This window comes from Corynebacterium renale, assembly GCF_002563965.1.
GTDB lineage: Bacteria > Actinomycetota > Actinomycetes > Mycobacteriales > Mycobacteriaceae > Corynebacterium > Corynebacterium renale.
The window spans coordinates 612,195-628,715 of sequence record NZ_PDJF01000001.1; the positions used below are offsets into that span (position 1 = coordinate 612,195).

Sequence of the window (16,521 nt, forward strand, 5' to 3'; positions counted from 1 at the left end):
TATGTTAAACGCAGTAGGACAAGCCCAGAATATTTTGCTGCTCGGCGGCACCTCCGAAATTGGTGTTGCGATCGTGAGCGAGTTCCTGTCGAAGGGCCCGGCACGCGTCACGTTGGCTGCCCGCGAGTCGAGCTCTTCCCTGCCGGAGGCCGTCGCAAAGCTGGAGCAGGCTGGCGCGACTAAGGTTGAGACCATCGACTTCGACGCCCTGGACACGGATTCCCACCCGGAGGTCATCGAGAAGGCTTTCGCGCACGGCGACGTTGACGTTGCAATCGTTGCTTTTGGCACCTTGGGTGACCAGGAGGAATTGTGGCAGGACCAGTCGAAGGCTGTGGCGTCGGCTGAGGTGAATTACACCGCCGCTGTGTCGGTGGGTGTGCTGCTCGGCGAGAAGATGCGCGCCCAGGGCCACGGTTCGATCGTCGCGATTTCCTCGGTCGCGGGTGCGCGCGTGCGCCGCTCGAACTTCGTCTATGGCGCCTCAAAGGCGGGCATGGACGGCTTCTACACCAACCTCGGTGTTGCGCTTGCCGACGAAGGCGTGCACGTCCTCGTCGTCCGCCCCGGACAGGTACGCACCAAGATGACGGCCGGCGGCGAAGAAGCCCCATTGACCGTCAACCCGGAGGATGTCGCGAAGGCGACTGTCGAAGGTGTTCTGAAGCGTAAGGATTCCATCTTCGTGCACCCACTGTTTGGCGCGGTTGCCACCGTGTTCAAGCTGATTCCGCAGAAGATTTTCGCGAAGCTGCCGTTCTAGAAGCTGCGCTTCGTTAAGACCCGGCGTGCTGGCCCAACTGGCACGCCGGGTTTTCTCATGCGCGGGGGCGCGACACTTTCCGTAGGGGATAAGCCCAATGTCTGACCGGTGTGCCAAACTATTGAGCATGGATTTGCACTCTGCCACGAAGACCCCGTACCGGCCGGATGTTTTGCCTGCCGGCAAGTCGATTGCCGCGATGTTCGCGAGCGGGCTCGGGGGCGGTTTCGTGGCGTTTGTGGGCTGGTGGCTGCTCAAACAGGTGGAGTTGCCGGCGTTTAATACGTCGATGGTGACGCGTGCTGTGGCGACGGCGGGCACGGTGCTGCTCGCGGTGGTGGCGATTGCCCTGTGCACGTGGTGGTTGTGGCCGAGCCCGCAGTCGAAGGTGCAGAAGATTATTTCGTACCCCGTGCTGTATATGGTTCCGCCGGCGATGGTGGTGACCACGTTGGCGATCCCACTGTCAGCGACCGATTTTTATCTTGAGGGCCTGCAGGTTGACCAGGGTTTCCGCACCCAATTCCTGACGCGGATGACGGATACGGCCGCGTTGGCGGATATGAATTACGCGAATATGCCCACGTATTATCCGGCGCTCTGGTTCTGGGCGGCGGGCCGTTTTGCCAACGTGTTTGGGCTAGCGGGCTGGGAGGTTTTCCAGCCGTGGGCGATTGTGTCCATCGCCGCGGCCTCCGGCCTGTTGACGCCGTTGTGGCAGCGGTTGTGTGGTTCGTTGCCGGCGGCTGTGGGTATCAGTATCGTGACCACGGCGATTACCCTGGTGATGAGCGCTGAGGAACCGTACGCTGCGATCATCGCGATGGGTGTTCCCGCGATTACGGTGATGGCGCGTTCGGCGTTGGATGGTGGCTGGTTGTCCACGATTGGCATCGCTATTTTCTTGGGGTTCTCGGCGATGCATTACACGCTGTTTACCGGGGCGGTTGCGATTTCGATTGTTATTTTGGCGGCCGTTGTCACGTTCTTGTTCATGAAGTCGTGGCGTCCGATTCTGCATTTGGCGGTCATCGGTTTCGGTTCCATCGCAATCGCGTTGATTAGTTGGGGGCCGTACATTTTCGACGTCCTGTCGGGCCGCCCCCGGTCGGGTGCTACGGCGATGCACTTCTTGCCGGAATCTGGAACTACCATGCCGCTTCCGTTCCTAGCGCCGTCGGTTATTGGCGTACTGTGCCTGGTTGGCTTGGTGTACTTGATTGTGAAGTTCCGGCAACCGGATGTGCGCACGATGGCGATCAGCTTGGTGTGCTTCTACCTGTGGGCCCTGCTGTCTATGTTGGCCACGCTGGCGGGGACTACGTTGCTGGGGTTCCGCCTGGAAATCCTGGTGACGCTGCAGTTGGCTACCGCCGGTATCCTCGGCATGATTCAGATTTACTTGTCGTGGCGCGCGGAGTGGACGGCGAAGGTATCGCAAGTGGTCAGCGTCCTTTTGGTGGTGGGCCTGGGTGGCGCGGTGTTGCAATATGTGCAGCAGATCCCGTCGCGCCTGGAGACTGCGATTGACTTGGCTTACTCGGAAACTGGCTTGGACGGGCAGCGGGCGGACCGGTACGCCCCGGATATCGCGAAGCATTACCCGGCGGTCCACGACAAGCTGGTGGAGTTGGGTTACCCGGCGAACCAGACGATTGTGCTCAGCGATGAGACGCGCCTATTTAGCTTCTACCCGTACTTCGGTTTCCAGGCGTTTACCAGCCATTATGCGAATCCTTTGGGCGAGTTCGATGATCGTAACGCAGCCATCGAGGAGCTTGCGAAGACCTCCTGGGATACGCCGGGTGAGTTTACGGAAGCCGTCGATAAGCTGCGGTGGGAGCCGATGGACGCCTTCGTGTTCCGCGGCAAGGTCGGCGAGCCCTACAAGTACCACCTGGCGGAGGACATTTACCCGAACCAGCCGAACGTGCGGTACCGGGCGATCTTCTTTAACCCGGATGCGTTTGGGGCAGAGTGGACGCAGAAGCAGGTTGGCCCATTCGTGGTGGTAGCCCGAAATAAGTAGGTCCCCTAGTAGACTCCCATGAGTGTCTACTAAGCCTCTTGCAATCGTTTCGGGCCTGATTGGCTTTATTGCATTCATCCTGGTTCCCTTCCTGCCGGTGGATCAGCAGCAGTCTTCGCTGCATTGGCCGCAGGATTCGGCCGCGAGTTCGGTGAATGCTCCCCTGTTCTCTTACGTTCCGGAGCAGGTGGAGTTGCAGATCCCGGCCGGTGCGGCGGATGCGTTGCGCCCGGACCAGGACCTCGTGCTCACGACGGTCCCCACCGATGCAGAGGATGCTGTGGAGCGGGCGCTTACTGTCACTGCGCTTGACGACGGCGGCTACTCCGTCGTCGCCCGCGGTGAACTCGTCGCGGAGACCCCCGCCGGCCAGGATGTGACGGTTTCCTCCACCGAGGACGCCACGATTGTGCGCGCCGGCGGCCAGGAGTGGGAGTTAGAGGACGATAATCGCCCGATGGTCACGGGCGTGTACTCGGAGCTGGAGTCTGCGCCCGCCGGTTTGGCGGCGGACGTGGAGATTAACTCTCGCTTCACTACCTCCCCGACGGTGATCAAGCAGGCGGCCATGTGGGTGGGCGGCATCGCGCTGCTTATCGCCCTGGTGTGCCTGTGGCGCCTGGACCGTGCGGCCGCCCCGGCTACCCCGGCGCGCCGCCCGTTCCGGTTCATCGCCGCGGACGCGGTGGTGCTGCCGGTGCTGGGCCTGTGGCATATTTTTGGCGCGAACACCGCTGATGACGGCTACATTTTGACGATGGCCCGCCTCGCCGATGAGGGCGGCTACATGGCGAACTACTACCGCTGGTTCGGCGTGCCGGAATCCCCGTTCGGGTGGCCGTATTATGACCTGCTGGCGGCGATGACGCACGTGTCCACGGCGTCGACGTGGATGCGCCTGCCGGCGCTCGTGGCAGCGGTGGTCATGTGGTTCGTGATTTCGCGTGTGGCCCTGCCGCGCGTGGGCGCTACCCGCAAGTTGGCGGTGTGGTCGGCTGCGATGGTGTTCCTGGCGTTCTGGATGCCGTACAACAATGGCACCCGGCCGGAGCCGGTCGTGGCGTGCGGCGCGCTTTTGACGTGGGCGGTGTTCGAGTACGCGATTGCGCGGAAGCGCCTGTTCCCCGCGGCGATTGGTGTGATGTTGGCGGCCACGACGCTGGCGGCCGCCCCGACGGGCCTGATGGCTGTGGGCGCATTCCTGATCGCCCTGCCTGCCCTGATCCGGGTGCTCAAGGAACGTGGTGACGCGGTGGCTAACCTGGCGCCGTTCCTGGCCGCGGGTACGGCGATTTTGGCACCGGTGTTTGGGACGCAGTCGTTCGCGGCGGTCATGGAGGCCACCGCGGTGCGCTCTGAGATTGGGCCTTCGTTGCCGTGGTACTTGGAGATTGCCCGCTACCAGTCCTTACTATCGACGGAGTCGGTGGACGGTTCGTTCACGCGCCGCTTCGCGATGCTCATGCTGGGCGCCTGCGTCGCAATCGTGTGCCTGAGTTTGCTGCGCTACCGCCAGATCCCCGGCATCCACAAGGCGCCGACGGTCCGCCTGATTCTGGTAGTTTTCGGCGCAGTCCTCTTCATGACGTTCACCCCCACGAAGTGGACGCACCACTTCGGCGTCTACGCAGGTATCGCCCCCATCGTTGCGGCGGTCGCTGCGGTGGCGTTGGCCGCCCTTGCGCTGCGGGTGCCGCGGTCCCGCTGGTTCATCGTGGGCGGTTTCCTGCTGCTCTTCGCCCTGTCCCTGGCGGGCGCGAATGCGTGGTGGTACGTGTCTTCCTTCGGCGTTCCGTGGTGGGACAAGTCGATCCAGCTCAAGGGCGTGGAGGCGGCGTCGGTCATGCTGCTCATCGCAGTTGTAGTGCTCATTGTTGGGGCTGTGCGTCACCGTCCTCGCTTCTCGACGGTCGCAGCCGCCCCCATCGCCGTCCTCTCCGCACTTGTCGTAGCGTTTTCCGGCGCCACGATGGCCAAAGCGTTCGTGTCCCAGTACCCGGCGTACACCGTCGGCTTGGGTAACCTGCGTGACCTCAAGGGCGAGACGTGTGCCCTGGCCAACGACATCCGCCTGGAAACCAACACGAACGAATCCTTCCTGCAGCCGGTTGATGGGGACCTGGGGTCGTCGTTAAGCGTGGGAGCCTCCCGTGGCTTCACCCCGGACGGCATCTCGGACGACCTCGAATCCGAGAACGAAGGCCCCACCACCGCCATCGCGGAGCAGGTGACCTCCGGTGACCAGCCCGAAGGCCAGGACACCGGCACCACGGGCGGCGAACGCCAATCCACGGGCATCAACGGTTCGACCAAACGCCTGCCGTTCGCGCTGGACTACACGCGCGTGCCGGTGCTCGGCTCGTGGAAGCCGGAGGAGGCCACCCAGACTCCCGCTGAGCTGACCACCCAGTGGTACCGCTTGCCGGCCGCTTCCGACGACGCGCCCCTGCTCGTCGTGTCCGTGGCGGGCCGGATCGCACACCATGACCGCGACGGCATCCTCCAAGACGGCCAGGACCTGACCCTCGAATACGGCACCCTGACCGGCGGTTCCGTCCGCGATACCGGCGAGATCGAAATGTACGACATCGGCCCCGAACCCTCCTGGCGCAACCTGCGTCTCCCGCTCGAGGACCTGCCGGAGGGCGCGAACGTGGTGCGCTTGGTCGCTAAGGATCACAGCCTGGACCCCGACCAGTGGCTGGCACTCACGCCACCACGCGTCCCGACGCTCGCACCCATGAACTCCGTCATCTCCCCAGAAACACCGGGTCTCCTGGACTGGCCGGTCGCGCTGCAATTCCCGTGCCAGCGCACATTCGGCCACTACGCGGGCGTCACGGAAATCGCCGAATACCGCATCTCCCCAGACCACCCGGGCAAGAAGCAGCTTTCGCCGGTCCAGAATTACGCCGGCGGTGGCGTCATGGGCCTCACGGAAACGGTCAGCTGGTCCTACGAACTTCCGGGCTACCTAGTCAACGACCCAGGCCGCGACTGGGGTTCCATGGAGGTGTACCAACGCCGCACCGACTCCACCGGCCAGGCCCCATTGGTCGCGGACATCGACATCGAAACGATCACGCGTTCCGGCCTGTGGAAGCCTTCGACGATGCACATCGCGACGCAGCCGGACTAGCGCGCGGGCGTGAGCGCGTGTTTTGCGCCCACGCGCGCCTGAGATCGGTCATGCGCACCCTGGTTTGGGTGCGCTTTGTGCGTTCCGCGGTGTTTCGCACATAACGCGCACTTGGGATCTAACTTTGCTCCGAAAGCCGCGCGCCATGGGTGCGAAACGTGCGAGGTGGCGCGTGTTCGCACACTTTGCGCCCATACGCGCGTGAAATCTACGGCAACAGCTCAAATTTGGGTGCGTTTCGTGCGTTTCGTAGTGTTTCGCGCATAACGCACCCAAAAATCCCCCGTTAACACGGAAACTAGCGCTCAATGGGCGCGAAACGCGTGATACCAATCCTCATCGCACACTTTGCGCCCACGTGCGCTTCAAAGCTGCCACGCGTACCCAGGTTTGGGTGCGTTTCGTGCGTTTCGAGGTATTGCACACATAACGCACCCAAAAATCCCGATCCGACCCAGAAAACTGACGCGCTTTGGGCGCGAAACGCGCGACCCCACACACAACGCACCCACTAAACACGAAAGCGCCCATCAACCCGGAGCTGATGGGTGCGAAACGTGTGAAACACCCCCGCGCCCCGCACGCCCCCGCGCGCAGAACCCCTACGCCCCCACTGCGGTGTACGCGTAGGAGTTGTCGGCGTGGGAGCGTCGAGAAGCATCGACGCAGCACCAGATGACCGCCGGGTAGAGGACGAGCGCGCACGTGACCAGACTGATGACGTACGCGAGGTCTGTCCCGGGGCTGAAGTTCCACCAGAAGTGCAGCAGAAACGCAGCACCCAGGCCGGCGGCGGCCACGCCGAGGCGCTTCCACGCGGACCAGTCCGCTTTGTACAGCGCCAGCCCGATTCCCCACCCGGAGAGGGCGCAAAAGGCCACGTGCAGGAGTGGGCCGGCGACGACGCGGGCGCCCCACATTTGGGCGACGCCGATGAGGTCGGAATTCGGGTCCATGAGCGCGCCGAAGAGTCCATACTGGATGTTTTCAAAGACTTCGAATCCGAGGCCCACGCTCATCCCCACGGCTAGCCCGTGCCACGGGCGGTTGAGCTGCCGGAATGAGAGCAAGATGACGAGGATGCCCACGGCCTTGCCGATTTCTTCGGGGTACGCGCCGCCGAAGGAGAAGATGACTGCTTCGGGTAGGAGCGTGTCCACGAGGTTGATCGCGGGGGTCGAGGCGAAGACGAAGATCATGGTCGTCCCGCCGCCCCAGAGGAGGGCGCTGGCCACCCATGCTGTGCCGCGTGGCCAGAATGGGAGCCGGCTGAGCAGGAAGAGTACAAGTGCCAGGTAGGCGCCGCCGATGACGATGTTGAGCACCGCCATGGCGGGCTCGATGACCATCAGCCCGAGGAGTTGGACGACCGTCATGCCGATGCCAACGGCCAGGAGGACCCAGAGGGTGATTCGGAATAGGCGGCTCATAGTAGCTCCCACTTTTCACGGTGCGGTACGGCGGTTTTGAGGGCTTCGTCGACGGCGGGCGGCAGTGGAACGTCGGCGACGTGGGGCCAGATCTGGGCGGTCACTTCGCGGGCGCCCGGCCCCTCGATGACCAGGTAGAAGAGTTCTTCGCCTTCTTTGAAGTAGAAGGCGATGAGGGGGCTGCGTTCGTCGATAAGCAAACGGATGTTGCCGGCCTGCTCAATCGGGCCGGTGTTGTCCCCGAGGGACAATGCGCCCTTGACGGTGCGGCGCAGTGTCCGGTCGGGGTCGTCGATGTCCGCCACCGGATACAACTGCGTGGTCACGGTCGTGCCGGCGCAGTTCCAGGTGGGGAAGAACGCCATGGAGTCCTGCGTGCACCCGGGCAGGGGGACGCGGTGTTCTTCTTCGCCGATGTAAATTTCGTGGTCCGGCTCCGGGGCCGGGACCTGCGGCGCAATCAACGCTGGTAGCCCAAAAGCTACCAACAGTGCAGCCAGCACACCTGCCCAGAGGCCCCCGACCCGCGCCGGTTGTAAACGATATTCCCGCATGCACAACACAGTACGTGAATGGTTAGAGTGGGTGCATGAACTCTTTAACTGACCTGTACTCATACGTTAATGGGGACTGGATGAAGTCCCACGAAATCCCCGCTGACCGTGGCGTCGATGGCACTTTCCACGCCCTGCGCGACCAGGCGGAAGCCCAGGTCCACGCCTTATTGCAGGAAGATTCGGGCCGCGGCGGCGCGGTGTACCGCAGCTTTATGGATGTGAATAATGTCAACGCCGCTGGTGTGGGGGTGCTTCACGACGACCTCCGGCTCCTCAACGTGGACTCCGCGGAGGAACTCGCCCGCGCCCTGGGCCAGCTTGACCGCGTGGGCGTCGGCGCGCCCCTGGGCTTCTGGGTGGAAAAGGATTCCCAGGGTTCTGACGCTGTCCCCTACCTTGTGCAGTCTGGCCTGGGGCTTCCCGACGAAGCCTACTACCGCGAAGACGCCCACGCCGAGACCCTGGCCGCCTACGCCGACCACGTGGAGCGCATGCTCTCCTACGCCCCGTCGCTGCCCGTCACCCCGCGTGAGGCCGCCCCGCGTGTAGTCGCGTTGGAGAAGAAGCTCGCGGCCGCGCACTGGGACGTGGTTGCTTCCCGGGACGCGATGCGCACCTATAACCCGACTACCGTCGCCGAATTGCCCGAGTTGGTGCAGGTTATGCTGGCTGGTGCCGGCCTGACGGAGGGCCGGGTGATTAATATGATGCCGTCGTATACGGATGCGCTGGGCCAGTTGCTTGCGGAGTCTCTCGAGGATTGGGTCCTGTGGGGTTACTGGCATGTGCTGCGCGCCCGCGCGAGCGTCCTTCCCGAGGAGGTTGGGGAGGCGAACTTCGATTTCTACGGCCGCCGCCTTTCCGGTGCGACGGAGCAGCGCGACCGTTGGAAGCGTGGCGTGGCCCTTGCGGAGGGCCTGGTCGGCCACGACATTGGCAAGGCGTACGTGCGCGAACACTTCTCCCCCGAGGCGAAGAAAGACATGCTGCGCCTGGTGGATTACCTGCTCGCCGCCTACGACGAACGCATCCGCGCCCTCGACTGGATGACCGACGCCACCAAGACCCGCGCCCTAGAAAAACTCTCCCAGTTCAAAGCCAAGATCGGCTACCCGGAAACTGGCCGCAGCTACGAAGGGCTAGTGCTTCACGACGAAGGCTCGCTCCTGGTGGACAACGTGCGCGCGGCCGCGGCCTTCAACCACGATTACGAACTGTCTAAGGTGGGCAAACCCGCCGACCGCGACGAATGGGTGACCACCCCACAAACCGTCAACGCCTTCTACAACCCAGTGGTCAACGACATCACTTTCCCCGCCGCCATCCTTCAGCCCCCATTCTTTGGCCTGGACGCGGACGCTGCGGAAAACTTCGGCGCGATTGGCGCGGTCATCGGCCACGAAATCGGCCACGGCTTCGACGACCAAGGCTCGCAATACGACGGCCACGGCAACCTCGAACCCTGGTGGGACGACGCCTCCCGCGAAGCCTTCACCCAACGCACCAACGCCCTGGTCGGCCAATTCGACGGCCTAGTCCCCTCCGTCCTGGAAGGCACCGACTCCTCCGGCGTCAACGGCAAGTTCACGTTGGGCGAAAACATCGGCGACCTCGGCGGCCTGGGCATCGCCGTAGTGGCGTACCGCAACTGGCTCAAGGACCACGACCAGACCGGCCAGGAAACCGCCCCGTTCGGGGAACTCGAAGGCGAATACACCGGCTACCAGCGACTCTTCCTATCCTGGGCCCGCGTATGGCGCACCGCAATCCGCCCGGAGATGGCCACCCAATACCTTGCGATCGACCCACACTCCCCCGCCGAGTTCCGCTGCAACGTCATCGCAAGCAACATCGACGAGTTCTACGCCGCCTTCCCCACCGCCGAGGACGGCCCCATGTACCGCGCACCCGAAGAACGCGTGACCATCTGGTAAACGCGGTTCGCACGTTTTGCACCCATCAGCTCCGGGTTGGTGGGTGCTTTCGTGTTTAGTGGGTGCGTTTCGTGTGCGGGCGCACGTTTCGCACCCATTCGGGAGCGAAAACCATGGATGTGTGCGAATAATGGGTGCGTTATGTGTGCGCCCGGTCCGCCTGGCGCGTTTCGCACCCAAAACGCGTCAGTTTTCGGTGCGGCGCGGGATTTTTGGGTGCGTTGTGCACGAAAAGGTCACGTGGTGTGCCAGGCGGGGCGCGCGAGCGCGCGCAGGTTTCCCCTTCCGGTCACTGGCCTGCGGTTATGGGGGCTAATTCTCTGGTGACGCGCCCGGCTTCGCACGTTTTGCGCCCACTTCGCATGGGTTTCAGAGCGAAGCTAGGTTCCATGGGTGCGTTGTGTGCGAAACACCGCGAAACGCACAAAGCGCACGAAGCGCACGAAGCGCACCCAAACCAGGGCGTGCGCGATAGTTTTGAAGCGTAAGTGGGTGCAAGATGCACGAACCCCCGGAACCGCCCTAACCCACGTCCCAGTACATTTCGGCGATCACCCAATCTCCGCGCACGGCGTGGAGTGGCGGGGTCGTGTAGCCCTGCTGGGCGTGGCGGACGGGTTTGAGGGTTGCTGGGATGCGGAGGACAAAATCTTTGCGTTGGTCGTCGATAAGCACTGAGCCGACGGCCCGCTGGCGGGTGACTTCCTCGAGCTGGACCTCGCGGACTTCGGTGTTGAGGAGCATTCGCAGCACCGCCTCCACGGCGACGGGATCCGCGGTGAGCATGGCCGCGCTGCGGGTTTCGTCGCGGGCGAACTCGTGGCACGGCGCGATCGCGTCAGACACAGGGCGTACCGCGACGGCGAATTGGCGCGGGCTGTCGGCGCCGTCGCGCCCGACGATGAAGTGCACGTCGACCCCGTCGGCGGGGAGGCTCCAGGAGTCGTCGACCTCTGTCATGCCACCAAAGCGGGTGGCGATCTCAGCTGTGAAGTCCATGTCTTAAGACTAGGCTGAAAATCATGGATTCTGCAGACATTGACGCACAAGAACGGGCAGCCTTCCAGATTGGTGGCGTCGACCGCGAACTGACCGAGGATGAGCAGCTAGAACAGTTGGGCACGTACCTCGACGCGCACCACCCTTACCCCGCCGATGACCTGGAGGCCGCCGACCGTTACTCCGCCCGCCTCCCGGACCGGATTACGCACGCGTCCATGCTGATGCTGGGGTCGGGGCTGGATCATTCGATGCCCGGCCAGGCGTACGCGCAGGACGTGGATGTCCGCGACACGGAATATGGGCAGGTCCTGACCCCGCCGGAGCCGAATGGCAGGTGGGCGGTGTCTCTGCATTCGGGTGGGTGGCGCCGCGGTTCGGGCGAGCCTTTGGAGATGGCGTGGCGCCCGGAGGTCGCGGCGATTGCTGCGTTGTCTGGCGTGACCGTCCTGGACGTCGATTACCCGCTCCTGCCTGCGCATTCCGTGGACGAGGTGGTGGCCGCGGTGCGCCGTAGTGTGGAGTGGGCGCGCACGCAGGCGGACCAGGTTGCGCTCATCGGGTACAGCTCAGGCGGTGCGCTGGCTTCTTTATTGGCTGACGACGCCGACGCGTTAGTCCTCATCTACCCAGACTTCGCATCCCTCGACGGCATTCCCAGCGAACTCCGCGGCGACGCGCAGCTTCCCACGCAGTGGCCGCCGACGTTATTGCAGTGGGCGATCCACGACGAAGTTGCCACCAAACCGGAGATTCCGGGGGCGACGGTGCGTACCTATACGTCGCGGCACCGGATTTCCACGCCGGCGGTCGCGCGGCAGCGCGTGAAAGACGCCGCTGAATTTTTGCGTAACTGCAGCTAGGGGCAGGGATTAACGTCGAGAAGCATTCGGCGGGTTTAATATATGTGCATTTACTTTCTACTGTGCACATATTGCATCCATAGACGAAAGCTTCTTCACACGTGAACCCCTTGAAAGATTTCCCGCGCTTTGCCAACGCACTTGGCGCGGCCATCCCATTTATTGGGACAGTCCTGACCGTCGTGGCTCTGGTTCTGGGCATTACGCTGGGCACCTCTGAGTCCGCCGGGAATGCAGGATCATCGAACGTTACCGCTGGCCGCGAGGAGCAGCCAAAGACGGAAGACCCCGTTGAGGTCGCTCCCGACGAGCTGGCTCCACTGCCCGCACCTGCGGATACGACCGCGGATCCGGTCCCTGCCCCGGGCCCGGACGACAAGCCATTCCCGGCGCCAGCGCCAAGCGAAGCGCCAGCGCCAAGCGAAGCGCCAGCGCCAGCGCCCGCGCCCGCGCCCGCTCCAGAACCAGCTCCAGCCCCGTCTGAGCTGCCCGAGCCAGAGGTCAAGCTTCCGACCGCCCCCGAGCCCAGCCCGATTGAGCTGGGTGAGGCTACGGTCGTCGGCGGCGTGAATGATACGACGGCGTTTGAGCTTCCCGTCACCCTGGAGTTGCAGCCGGGCGACCGCGTCACTGTCGACGGTGGCGTTGGCGTGCAGTTGAATGCGAAGGAACGTGAACTTCGCGTCACCACGAAGACCAAGACGGCTCCGGGCCGCTACTCGTACCGGATTAATCGTGGTGGGCGCGTGATTGGTAACGGTGCCGTCGTCGTGAGTAAGCCTGCTCCGACGCCGCGCAAGATTGTGAAGTTGGGCAACGTCGAGCTTGCCCCGAACCACTGGACCGCGTGGAACCTGCCGCGAAACTTTGACTTGGGTTCGCGCCAGGAGATTGTGGTTTTCGATAACACGTCGGGCCGTATCGTGGGTGATGTCGTCGGCGGTATTTACAATGGCCAGCTGCAGGTTGCTGCGAACCGGGATGCCCGGATCGGTGCTTACGTGGTGGGCATGTACGTTGACGGCAAACCTGCTGCGTACGGTGTGGTTAATGTTGTCCCGAAGGCGGTTGAGCTGCCTGCTGCCGAGGTCCGCGTGGGTTCGAGCTTTGGCCTTGACTTGCCGGACACGATCTTCATCAATGACACCTCCACCGCCGGCGTCTACGTTTCTGGGACCGATACGCCGGCCGATGGCCTGCAGCTCTGGTACGACAAGGACGAGCGCAAGCTCAACGTCACCGCCCTGGAGAACGCGAAGCCGGGTACCTACGATTTCTACCTGTACACCGGCAAGTACTTCATCGGTAAGGGTACGGTCACGGTCGTCGCAGCGGACATCGCGCCTGGCCGTATTGACTTGGACGAACTGCGCGAAGGCCGCCTCAACGCGACGTGGACTGTGGCCCCGGAGTACCAGCTTCCGAACCGCCGCAACGACGCGTCCGGCGACTTCCGCCCCAGCTGGTACCCGCAGGCCGCGACGGAGATGCGCAACACCGGCTACCTGACCCCGGGCTCTGAGTACTTCACCCGCACCGGTATTTGTTCGTCTGGTTTCTTTGTCACTATCGACGGCCGCCCGTTCATGTTGACCGCCGGCCACTGCGGCAAGCCGGGCGATCCCATCTTCATGAACACCCTGTACGGCCAGCGTCAGGTGGGCACCTTCATCCCGGAGGGCCACTTCCTGATTGATAAGGATCCGAGCGAATACTTCGACCCGGAGTATGACTTCGCCCTGGTTGAGCTCAATAACGTGGGCGCTTCCCTGGTGCACCCGGCTGTCGGCGGCCAGTTCGAACTGTCTGGTTACATTGATGCCCGCAGCCTGCGTAACCAGGACGTGGTGTGCCGCATCGGTCGTACTCGTGGTTACTCGTGTGGCCGCTACCTGAACCACATGAATTCGGAGATTTTCCGCGTCAGCAACATCAGCTCGCAGGGTGATTCCGGCGGCCCGCTGTTCGCGATCATCGACGGCAAGTACTACGCCGTGGGCATGACCTCCCTGGGCCCTGTCCAGGGCGAGTACTTGGGCGCACAGAATGTGTACGGCCCGATTAAGCACTTCAACGCAACGCTGTACGGCGGTTTGCGCGCTGGCAACTAGCCCGCACAAGGAGCCGCCACCTGCGCTAATGCAGGTGGCGGTTTGTGTTTTTAGAAGCGTGGCAGCAGGTTGCGCAGGGCGTCTGCGATCTGCGGCAGGTTCAGTGCCCCGACGATGGCTGCGATGAGGCCGATCACTCCGGCGATTGCACCGGCGACGGCGCCTGCGGAGGAGCCGCCATCGGTAGTGCCGGTCCACCAGTTGTTCAGGGTCAGCTTTGCGACGGTCGTATTATCCACGTAGCCGCCACGAACCGGGTCGGTGCCTTCGGTGGCCGCCTTAATATCTTCGGAGCCTGCGCCCTTGAAGAAGATGGGAACCAGCATGTTGGTGTGGTTCGGGGAGTAGTACTTGTGGCTTGGGACCTCGCCCTTTGCGCCGGTGAGCGCGGTGTAGCCGGGCTGGTCGCCGGCGCCGGAGAGGTAGCCGGTTTCGTGGTCGGCGGTGACGATGAGCAGGGTTTCGTCCCAGGAGGAGTTCTTTTCTACCCATTCGATGACCGCGTCGACGGCTTCGTTGAAGTCGATGACTTCTTCGATGTTCGGGCCGATTGTGTTGGCGTGGCCGGCCCAGTCGATGGCGCCGCCTTCGATCATGAGGTGGAAGCCGTCTTCGTCTTGGCCAAGCACGTTGAGCGCTGCCTTGGACATGGTGGGCAGGTCAACGATGTCGTTTTCGGGGGTTGCGAATGGTTGCAGTGGGTCGTTGCCAGTGCGGTTGAACTGGAGGGTGGACGCTGCCGGTGCGAGGCCAAAGTACTGCTGGTCGGGCTTGACGGTGCCGTCGGCAAGTGCTTGGAATTCGGATTCGTCGACGATGACGTCCCACTTGGAGCCTTCTGCCATGATCTCTTCGTAGGATTTTTCGGAGATGTACTTGTAGGTCGCCTGCTCAGCGAGTGTCGCGTCGTCGGTGTAGAGCGGGTGCCCGGCGCCCATGATGACGTCGAGGTCGCTGGCGATCATTTCCGCGGCGATCTCGTGGTAGTTGTTGCGCTTGGGGTTGTGGGAGGCCCAAGCGGCAGGGGTGGCGTGTGAGAACGGGACGGAGGACACCACACCCGCTGCCTTGCCGAGTTTCTTGGCGCGCTCGGAGGTGTTTTCCAGCTTCACGTCGTTGGGGTCGACGCCGAGTTTGCCGTTGGCGGTCTTCACGCCGGTGGCCAGGGCGGTGCCGGAGGCGGCGGAGTCGGTGTAGGATTCGTTGACCCAGTTGTGGTCGGACCAGGCTTTCTGGCCGTCGTAGTAGTTACCGTGCTGGTAGGTGGACATGCCGAGCAGGTTGAAATTCTCGAACTGCTGGACCGCCTTGCCCGGCTTTTCCTTCAGGGTGGCCGGGTTGGCTTCGCCTTCTACTTGGTAGCGGGTTTCGCCGGCTTGGTACAGGTTGGTTGCGGCGACATGGTTGTAGCCCATGCCGTCGCCGACCATGTAGATGATGTTTTTGGGACCTGTGGTGGTCTGCGCTAGTGCAGGAGTTGGGAGGGCAATCGCGACTGCGGTTGCGGTCAGAACGGCGCATAGCTTTTTCATGCAACAGATCTTTCTGCTTATCGACGGTCAGTGTGACACCGTCAGACCCTATGCATGAAAGGAGTCCTTACCGCTACCCCGCGGTTAATCTTTGGTGAACAATACTTTATGCGATGCCGGCGTCCTTGAGTACCTGGAGGATGTCGTCGCCTTCTTCGACGGTTTCCTCAACGTAGGGGTCTACCTGGGCGAGGGTGATGGTGGCGCCGGTGGAGTCGGCGACGATGGCGATGCGCCCGAAGTCGGCGTCCCAGGGTTCGCGGATGATTTCTCCGCCGAGGCCGGGGACGGCGGCGACGGCTGCATCGACATCCGCAACGCCCAGGTAGGACTGCCAGAAACTGGGTACTTGGGGTGGGAATTGGCCGCGGGCGTCGGCGATGCCGGCGAAGGCGCCGCCGTCTTGGAGGATGACGGTGTAGCGGTCGCCTTCTTGGGTGGCCCAGCCGAAGAGTTCGCGGTAGAAGTCGGCGGCTTCGGTGTACTTTGTGGTGGCGGTGAGTTCGTGCCAGACGGCGGTGCCGGGTTCGCCGGCGGCCACGAAGGCCCCTTCGCCTGCGGGGTTGATCAGGCCGAGGAGTGCTCCGGCGGGGTCGGACAGGATTGCGATGTCACCGATTTCGGTGGTGGATTCGGCCAACACGCGGGCACCGAGTTCTTGTGCGCGGGCGACGGTGGCGGACAGGTCGGGGGCGTAGAAGTAGGTGACCCACGTGTCGGGGGTGTTGCCGGTGGCTTCAATGACGCCGGCGACAGGGAGGCCTTCGACGCGGGCGAGGCGGTCGCGGAATTCCCAGCCGAGGAGTTCGGTGTAGAAGTGGCGGGATTTCCGGGGTTCGGAGCTCATGAGGTCTACCCAGTAGGGCATTCCAACTTCTGCTTTGAAGGCTGGCATTACATGTTCCTCCACTTTTCAGGATCGAAGTCGTCATCAAATTCGGGTTCGCCGTCGTCGGCGGTGACGGTGGCGCGCACGCCTGGGATGGAGACTACGTCGCCGTCGTGAAGCACGTGGCCGCGGGCGGTGACTACCTCACCGTTGACCTGGACGTGGCCTTCGGCAATGAGTTCTTTGGCGTGGCCACCGGTCTCTGCGAGGCTGGCGAGCTTGATGAACTGACCCAGTTTGATTGTGCCGCTGACGGGCACCTCGAATTCCTGCAT

Annotated in this window: 12 protein-coding genes; 6 read left to right on the forward strand and 6 right to left on the reverse strand. The window is 63.2% G+C overall.

Translation table 11 applies throughout. The features are described 5' to 3' along the window. The first annotated feature begins 1 nt into the window (after position 1). The 3 genes from dprE2 (at position 2) to ATK06_RS02980 (ending at position 5,931) form a co-directional block, all read left to right on the forward strand. The gene (gene dprE2 / locus ATK06_RS02970; protein WP_048378743.1) at positions 2-763 is read left to right on the forward strand and encodes a decaprenylphospho-beta-D-erythro-pentofuranosid-2-ulose 2-reductase; all 762 of its coding nucleotides are present in this window, start codon (positions 2-4) and stop codon (positions 761-763) included. A gap of 127 nt (positions 764-890) precedes the next feature. Then, positions 891-2,792, forward strand: a complete 1,902-nt coding sequence (locus tag ATK06_RS02975; RefSeq protein WP_098389375.1) for a galactan 5-O-arabinofuranosyltransferase — start codon at positions 891-893, stop codon at positions 2,790-2,792. Positions 2,793-2,814: 22 nt separating this feature from the next. Next, positions 2,815-5,931, forward strand: a complete 3,117-nt coding sequence (locus tag ATK06_RS02980) for an arabinosyltransferase domain-containing protein (protein ID WP_098388814.1) — start codon at positions 2,815-2,817, stop codon at positions 5,929-5,931. A gap of 602 nt (positions 5,932-6,533) precedes the next feature. Here the strand turns inward: ATK06_RS02980 and ATK06_RS02985 are convergent. Together ATK06_RS02985 and ATK06_RS02990 are read right to left on the reverse strand one after the other, a co-directional pair. Next, positions 6,534-7,361: a PrsW family intramembrane metalloprotease gene (locus ATK06_RS02985; RefSeq protein ID WP_048378741.1), complete on the reverse strand. Its 828-nt coding sequence runs from the start codon at positions 7,359-7,361 to the stop codon at positions 6,534-6,536. Next, a complete protein-coding gene (locus tag ATK06_RS02990) occupies positions 7,358-7,915 on the reverse strand; it encodes a hypothetical protein (RefSeq protein ID WP_143341384.1) in 558 nt (185 codons plus the stop codon). The genes ATK06_RS02985 and ATK06_RS02990 overlap by 4 nt, the downstream gene beginning before the upstream one ends. Before the next feature lie 35 nt (positions 7,916-7,950). On the opposite strand from ATK06_RS02990, the gene ATK06_RS02995 reads away from it, so the two are divergent. Beyond that, positions 7,951-9,852 carry a M13 family metallopeptidase gene (locus ATK06_RS02995; RefSeq protein ID WP_098388816.1) on the forward strand — a complete coding sequence of 634 codons (1,902 nt, stop codon included), beginning with the start codon at positions 7,951-7,953 and terminating at the stop codon, positions 9,850-9,852. Between the two features lie 522 nt (positions 9,853-10,374). Here ATK06_RS02995 and ATK06_RS03005 read toward each other — a convergent pair. After that, complete coding sequence (locus ATK06_RS03005) at positions 10,375-10,851, reverse strand: hypothetical protein (RefSeq protein ID WP_048378736.1); 477 nt, start codon at positions 10,849-10,851, stop codon at positions 10,375-10,377. A 23-nt stretch (positions 10,852-10,874) separates the two neighbouring features. On the opposite strand from ATK06_RS03005, the gene ATK06_RS03010 reads away from it, so the two are divergent. Together ATK06_RS03010 and ATK06_RS03015 are read left to right on the forward strand one after the other, a co-directional pair. Then, positions 10,875-11,714 carry an alpha/beta hydrolase gene (locus ATK06_RS03010; RefSeq protein WP_048378734.1) on the forward strand — a complete coding sequence of 280 codons (840 nt, stop codon included), beginning with the start codon at positions 10,875-10,877 and terminating at the stop codon, positions 11,712-11,714. Between the two features lie 101 nt (positions 11,715-11,815). Beyond that, positions 11,816-13,825, forward strand: a complete 2,010-nt coding sequence (locus tag ATK06_RS03015) for a trypsin-like serine protease (protein WP_048378732.1) — start codon at positions 11,816-11,818, stop codon at positions 13,823-13,825. Between the two features lie 50 nt (positions 13,826-13,875). On the opposite strand, the gene ATK06_RS03020 is transcribed toward ATK06_RS03015, so the two are convergent. From ATK06_RS03020 to ATK06_RS03030, 3 genes are all read right to left on the reverse strand, one after another. Further along, a complete protein-coding gene (locus tag ATK06_RS03020) occupies positions 13,876-15,357 on the reverse strand; it encodes an alkaline phosphatase (protein WP_048378730.1) in 1,482 nt (493 codons plus the stop codon). Between the two features lie 106 nt (positions 15,358-15,463). Beyond that, positions 15,464-16,252: a VOC family protein gene (locus tag ATK06_RS03025; protein ID WP_048378728.1), complete on the reverse strand. Its 789-nt coding sequence runs from the start codon at positions 16,250-16,252 to the stop codon at positions 15,464-15,466. Then, on the reverse strand, positions 16,252-16,521 hold the full coding sequence (locus ATK06_RS03030) for an RNA-binding S4 domain-containing protein (protein WP_098389376.1): 270 nt from the start codon (positions 16,519-16,521) through the stop codon (positions 16,252-16,254). Before ATK06_RS03030 ends, ATK06_RS03025 begins: the two co-directional genes overlap by 1 nt.

Bases quoted from the DNA above. Each gene is read 5' to 3' on its own strand.
- dprE2 (WP_048378743.1), top strand. From the start codon at position 2: ATGTTAAACGCAGTAGGACAAGCCCAGAATATTTTGCTGCTCGGCGGC.
- ATK06_RS02975 (WP_098389375.1), top strand. From the start codon at position 891: ATGGATTTGCACTCTGCCACGAAGACCCCGTACCGGCCGGATGTTTTG.
- ATK06_RS02985 (WP_048378741.1), bottom strand. From the start codon at position 7,361: ATGAGCCGCCTATTCCGAATCACCCTCTGGGTCCTCCTGGCCGTTGGC.
- ATK06_RS02990 (WP_143341384.1), bottom strand. From the start codon at position 7,915: ATGCGGGAATATCGTTTACAACCGGCGCGGGTCGGGGGCCTCTGGGCA.
- ATK06_RS02995 (WP_098388816.1), top strand. From the start codon at position 7,951: ATGAACTCTTTAACTGACCTGTACTCATACGTTAATGGGGACTGGATG.
- ATK06_RS03005 (WP_048378736.1), bottom strand. From the start codon at position 10,851: ATGGACTTCACAGCTGAGATCGCCACCCGCTTTGGTGGCATGACAGAG.
- ATK06_RS03010 (WP_048378734.1), top strand. From the start codon at position 10,875: ATGGATTCTGCAGACATTGACGCACAAGAACGGGCAGCCTTCCAGATT.
- ATK06_RS03020 (WP_048378730.1), bottom strand. From the start codon at position 15,357: ATGAAAAAGCTATGCGCCGTTCTGACCGCAACCGCAGTCGCGATTGCC.
- ATK06_RS03025 (WP_048378728.1), bottom strand. From the start codon at position 16,252: ATGCCAGCCTTCAAAGCAGAAGTTGGAATGCCCTACTGGGTAGACCTC.
- ATK06_RS03030 (WP_098389376.1), bottom strand. From the start codon at position 16,521: ATGCAGGAATTCGAGGTGCCCGTCAGCGGCACAATCAAACTGGGTCAG.